The sequence below is a fragment of the Lachnoclostridium sp. Marseille-P6806 genome (genome assembly GCF_900625025.1).
In the GTDB taxonomy this organism is placed as follows: Bacteria; Bacillota; Clostridia; order Lachnospirales; family Lachnospiraceae; genus CAG-791.
The window spans coordinates 1-5,957 of the sequence record NZ_LR130602.1; the positions used below are offsets into that span (position 1 = coordinate 1).

The window sequence follows — 5,957 nt, forward strand, 5'->3', positions numbered from 1 at the left end:
AGAACATCTACCGTGTGGACAACGGAGACAAACAGGGAATCAAAGTTTCCGCAATCCAGAAGAAGACAAAGAACGTGCTGGACACGCTCGGAGTCGACCTATTACGTAAAATTTGAGGTTACAGTGTCTTAAAAGACGCCATCAGCGTCAGAGAAAAGGAGGGTGATCAGAAGTATGATCAAAACACTGACAAACCTGCTCAGGCAGGATAAAGAGAAATATAAGGTGCCGCGAAAGATCCGGGATGTGATCCCCATCCGCCGCATCTGGAACGACGGCATCTTTCTCATTGGCAGCAAGTATTCCAAGACCTACCGCTTTAGCGACATCAACTATCTGGTGGCCAGTCGGGAGGATAAGGAAGTCATGTTCCTTTCCTATTCGGAGCTCTTAAACAGTCTGGATGCCGGGGCGACCACCAAGATCACGATCAACAACCGGGCGCTCAATCAGCGCAGCTTCGAGCAGTCCGTCCTCATGCCCATGAAGGAAGATACGCGGGATCTGTTCCGCAAGGAATATAACGCCATGCTGCTGGATAAGGCCACCGGAGCCAACGGGCTGATTCAGGAAAAGTATGTCACGATCACCGTGGGCAGAAAGGACGTGGAGGAGGCGAGGGCCTATTTTGCCCGCGTGGGTGCGGATCTTGCCGCCCACTTTGCGGGTTTGGGGGCTTCCTGCACAGAGCTTAATGCCACGGAGCGCCTGCACATCCTGCATGACTTCTATCGCACAGGGGAGGAAGTGGATTTTTCCTTTGACGCCCGCGACATGATAAAGAAGGGCCATGACTTCCGGGACTACATCTGCCCGGACGGGATTGAGAAGGGAAAAGATTTCCTGAAGCTGGGCGGCCGGTACTGCCGGGTGCTGTACCTGAAGGACTACGCCTCCTACATCAAGGACGAGATGGTGACGGAGCTGACGGACTTAAACCGGAACCTGATGCTCTCCATCGACATCGTGCCCATCCCCACGGATGAGGCCGTGCGGGAGGTGGAAAACCGTCTGCTCGGTGTGGAGACGAACATCACCAACTGGCAGCGGAGACAAAACGCCAACAACAACTTCTCCGCCGTAGTTCCCTATGACATGGAGCTGCAGAGAAAAGAAGCCAAGGAGTTTCTGGACGATTTGACCACCCGTGACCAGCGGATGATGCTGGGCATCCTGACGCTGGTGCTGACGGCAAAGACCAAAGAGCAGCTGGACGCTGATACGGAGACCGTGCTTGCCATTGCCAGAAAGCACATGTGCCAGCTGGCGATCTTGAAGTATCAGCAGTACGACGGCCTCAATACCGTGCTGCCCATCGGCACAAGGCGGATCAATGCTTTCCGCACCCTTACGACGGAGAGCCTTGCGGTGTTCATGCCCTTTAAGGTGCAGGAGATCCAGGACCGGGGCGGCAGAAAGACGGCGGCCATTCGCTGGCATCTCTGGGATATATAGTTTTCAATGGACAGGGTGCTTGATCTGACACTTACTGTCCTACAGTAACTTGACGCTATCGACGCTATCAGTAAATCTTGAAAAATAACAAATAAAATGGTAATATGTTAGCATAATCTAACTACATGAAACGATGGATGGCAATCCTAAACAGTGCCGGGAAGACCGGCATTTTTTAGAACGATAAGTTAGTCATATCTAATCAAGGAATAGAATCGTTATGCATATCAATGAGTATGGCTATAGATAAGACCCGACCATCATTCTGATCACGCCTATGATAGTGTCAGGAGAAAATCTTTATGAGCTTATGTCTCCTTTATTTTAAGAGACAATGCCACATCATTGCTCCCGGTCAGGGAGGCACGGAAAAGCCGGAACATATATCAGTGCGGAGATGAGGATGCACAACTGAAAAAGCGTTGGCGAAGAGGGTTCATAGAGATATTTTCTGGTTTATGGAGTCTCTATGAGAGCGGCCATTGGATATCGCTTGTTTATGATTTTTAGGGATGGCGATGCATAATTTTGAACATATCACCGAAGCGGATATTGACCATATCTGTTATGCCCGCTGTCATTATCATTTGAGACTTTTCAGCAATGAGGAACAAAGAAAACTACATCTTGACAATTCGCCAGTGGAAAGGAGCGCAGGCATAAGATGGGAATTTTAAGAAAATTTTTCAACCAGACAAGAAAACCGGAGGGCAGGCTTGGCAGGCTCATGCTCCGCACCATGAATGCAGGTCATGCAAAGATGGCGGATTGGGGGATATCCTATCTGCCGCAGATCAGTCCTGTTCACATCGTTGAGTTTGGCTGCGGCGCGGGCAGAAATGTCGGAGAACTGCTCAAAAGATACCCACAGGCGCATGTGACCGCCGTGGACTATTCTCCTTTGTCCGTGGAAAAGGCGAAAGAATACAATAAAGCAATGGTTACGGCAGGGCGCTGCACGATCCGGCAGGGGGATGTGTCGGCGCTGTCCTTTTCCGATGGGTCGTTTGATCTCGCTACGGCATTTGAGACGGTTTATTTCTGGCCAGGGCTTGAAAAGTGTTTTTCCGAGGTTTACAGGGTTCTGAAGCCCGGCGGATGTTTTTTGATTTCCAACGAATCGGACGGGAAGGATGCGGCAAGTCAAAAATTCGAAAAGATCATCGACGGTATGAAAGCCTATACTGCTGAGGAACTGGAGGCTCCACTACGCACTGTCGGCTTTTCCGAAGTTATCAGTGATCATCACAGATCAAAGCCATGGATCAGGGTCCTTGCGAGAAAGTGAGAAAAGGGAGAGGAATATGATTTCAACTTTCACAACCTGGTTTGTCCTTTGCTGACTTTGCAAAGCAGTGCAGACATGAAACATATATGACATATCGCTGCAATTTGGACTATGTCCTGTTCGGCGTTCTCGGCGTGCCGCTGTTCCGTGAACACACCTGCTTTGAGGATGGCGATCTCTGTGATTTCAAAATCAAACTCGACAAAAAGCCGATGGAATACTGACCGCCGATATCCACACAGGGAAGGAGGTTCAAATAGAAAATGAAACCTGACTACAAAAATTGGGTGCCGGAAGGTATGCTCAAGGGGCTGTTTGCCGGAACCGCCCTGACATTTATCCTGTTCCTACTGTTCGGTGCAACGGGGCTGATCCTGCATGGAACGGCGCGGTTCATCTGTGCTCTTGTTCTCGGCGTCGGAACGCTTGTGCTGCTGTTCTTTGCCGTATGGATGACGGTACTGTACAGGATCTTTGATTACAAGGGGAAAAGAAAGCTTGCCAAAACCATCGTAGAGGGAACGGCGGAGCATGTAAGGATCCCTGACGGAGGTGTTGGTCTGGATGTCGGCTGCGGAAGCGGCGCGCTGGCCATCGCCTGCGCAAAGAGGAACCCGAAGGCGCACATGGTAGGCTGCGATATCTGGAGCGGTGCATACAAGGCCGTGTTTACAAAGCAGCGCTGTGAGGACAACGCAAGAGCGGAGGGAGTATCCAATGTGCGGTTTGAGGAGGGCAATGCGGTGAAGCTTCCCTTCCCGGATGAGAGCTTCGATGCGGTGACGAGCAACTATGTGTATCACAATATCACAGGACAGGATAAGCAAAAGCTTCTGCTGGAAACGCTGCGTGTGCTGAAAAAGGGCGGCGTCTTTGCCATTCATGATCTGATGAGCAAGCCGCGCTACGGAGACATGGATGAATTGATCAAAAAACTAAAAGCAGAGGGCTACGAAGAGGCGCGTCTGATCGATACCACAGCCGGAAGGTTTATGGGACATAAAGAGGCTGCGTGGCTCGGACTTTCCGGCTCGACTTTGCTTGTCGGGAGAAAATAAGGAGCAGATGTGATCGTAAAGAGAACCACCATTTTACCGGCGTCACGTGCTGCTGTTTTTCAAAAGCTGCAGCAGCCGGAAACCCTTTCATATATCGCAAAGCCATTTGCCGCCTTTGAGCCGGTGGGTGAGTCTGTTCAAGAGTGGACGGCAGGGAGTACGTCGGCCTATCGTTTCCACCTCTTTGGCGTGATCCCCTTCTGCACGCATACGATCCACATCGTTCGATTCGCGCCAAACGGCGTCAACAGCCGGGAGGAAAACGAGCATGTACCCGTGTGGAACCATGAGATAAAGCTGACAGAGCTGGATGACAATCGCACGGAATATACGGATCGAGTGGAGATCATGGCGGGCTGGAAAACGGTCTTTATCTGGCTGTGGGCAAAAGCGTTTTATGCGCACAGGCAACGCAGGTGGGTCAAATTATTAGGGGAATAAGGAGCAGGGCTGTGTCAAAGAAAGCATCGAACTTCCAGAAAAAAGTCATGAGCCTGGGATATCGGGGGAAAGAGATCTTCAAGCCGCTGAACACCGGGCGGATCGATGAACGTGTAGCTTGTGTTCGCGAGTGGGTCGCCAACATATTCTTTTACACGAAAAACGGCACGACGATTATGATCGACGCCGGATACAACTACGATCGTCTGCGTGAAAAGATGGGATGGCTGGATATCGATCCGGCTGGGATAAAGCATATCCTCATCACCCATCAGGATACCGATCATGTCGGCGCAGTGGAGCGAGATAGCGATCATCTGTTTGCCGATGCCACACTTTACATAGGGGAGATTGAAAATCGTTACCTGACCGGGGAGCTACGCCGCAAGGTTATCTTTGGCCTCTACAAGCTGCCAATGGTGGTAATCAACAATCGGAAAGTGCTGCTTTCTGACGGGCAGATGTTTCATATTGACGGTATTAAAATCGAGTGTATGTTATGTCCGGGTCACACTTGGGGACATATGGTTTATTTAATCGACGATGAATACTTGTTCACGGGCGATACCTTGTGGTTCGGCGCGGATGGTGGCTACAGCTTTATCAACTCTCTTGCGGAGGATAACGAACTGGCAAAGAAGTCTCTTGCCGCGCTGGAACACAAACTTCGCAGCAGAAATCTGAGGCCGAAGATCATCACAGGACACACCGGTTGGACAGACGATCTGGAGTTTGCTTTTCGCTATAAGGATAAGGTCTGCAATTCTCTGAGAAAGCAAAAACCGCATGACCCAAAGGCCCCCTATGATGGCTACGATGAGACGGAGGATACGGAGGAGAAAGCAAGGACAGTTTTCCTCGGCAGAGCAAATGCAGGATTTGCGAAAACACGATACATCTCAAAAAGCAGATGGTGAAATGCCTGCACTATAGGCGTAAGTCAATGAAATTACTGGTTTTGAATACGCAGGATGCCTAGAGATGCAGCGCAAAAATGCGAAAAATCATAATTATTTGTGGAGATGAAACCATGATTGTATTGGAATTAACCCTGTACTGCCTTTTATTCACAATAATGGTGAAATATGCGGTGAGAGGCGGAGCGATTGATGGGTTGTATTTTTATCCGAAAATTGTACAGGACCGGGCCATTGAAACAGGCCTGACCACAAAAGAAGTGATGCGGCGCAAACAGAAGATCTTTATGACGGAGTTTTATATTGTCATGTTGGCTGCACTGGTGCTTATCATCGGTGTGTTGCATAAGGTATCGGATTTCAAAACAGCTTATCTGCTGGCATTGCTGTTTTTAGAGGTGATGAACTGGTATGACGGTATTGTGATTGACAAGCTATGGGTAGGACATAGCAGGTTTTGGATATTGCCAGGATGCGAAGAACTGCCATTTGTTCAAACCTGGAAGCAGGTGTTGAAAAAAAGAGGCGCTCTTACACTGATCTGGGTTGCCGGTGCAGCAATTGTAGCCGGAATCATCGTGCTGGTTTTTTAGCATATCCCGAAGAGTTCAAATTGTCTCATTAGAATATGGTGATTTGAGAAACAGTAAAGAATTCAAAAATAATTTAGATAATACTTTCCCAATCCGCCGTACTATAGAAAACGGCGAAATTGACTCGTTTTAGTGCCTGAACGCTGCGCGTTCGTGAGTAGTTCCTTGAAAAACAACGGTTTTTCCGCTCATATGGCGGCCTGCG

At 49.4% G+C, this 5,957-nt stretch carries 6 protein-coding genes and 1 pseudogene; all 7 read left to right on the forward strand.

Annotated features, from left to right (window positions below; all coding sequences use genetic code 11):
• Positions 1 to 174: 174 nt before the first annotated feature.
• Positions 175 to 1,413 (forward strand): annotated as a pseudogene (locus tag E0E20_RS13675) (VirB4-like conjugal transfer ATPase, CD1110 family); the annotation flags it as partial.
• 706 nt (positions 1,414 to 2,119) lie between these two features.
• Complete coding sequence (locus E0E20_RS13680; RefSeq protein ID WP_130838722.1) at positions 2,120 to 2,743, forward strand: class I SAM-dependent methyltransferase; 624 nt, start codon at positions 2,120 to 2,122, stop codon at positions 2,741 to 2,743.
• Between the two features lie 86 nt (positions 2,744 to 2,829).
• On the forward strand, positions 2,830 to 2,967 hold the full coding sequence (locus E0E20_RS13685; protein ID WP_207302887.1) for a hypothetical protein: 138 nt from the start codon (positions 2,830 to 2,832) through the stop codon (positions 2,965 to 2,967).
• A 39-nt stretch (positions 2,968 to 3,006) separates the two neighbouring features.
• Positions 3,007 to 3,801, forward strand: a complete 795-nt coding sequence (locus E0E20_RS13690) for a class I SAM-dependent methyltransferase (protein WP_130838723.1) — start codon at positions 3,007 to 3,009, stop codon at positions 3,799 to 3,801.
• A 9-nt stretch (positions 3,802 to 3,810) separates the two neighbouring features.
• Complete coding sequence (locus tag E0E20_RS13695; protein WP_130838724.1) at positions 3,811 to 4,242, forward strand: hypothetical protein; 432 nt, start codon at positions 3,811 to 3,813, stop codon at positions 4,240 to 4,242.
• An 11-nt stretch (positions 4,243 to 4,253) separates the two neighbouring features.
• Complete coding sequence (locus E0E20_RS13700; RefSeq protein WP_130838725.1) at positions 4,254 to 5,159, forward strand: MBL fold metallo-hydrolase; 906 nt, start codon at positions 4,254 to 4,256, stop codon at positions 5,157 to 5,159.
• 113 nt (positions 5,160 to 5,272) lie between these two features.
• A complete protein-coding gene (locus tag E0E20_RS13705; protein ID WP_130838726.1) occupies positions 5,273 to 5,752 on the forward strand; it encodes a hypothetical protein in 480 nt (159 codons plus the stop codon).
• The last annotated feature ends 205 nt before the right edge of the window (positions 5,753 to 5,957 follow it).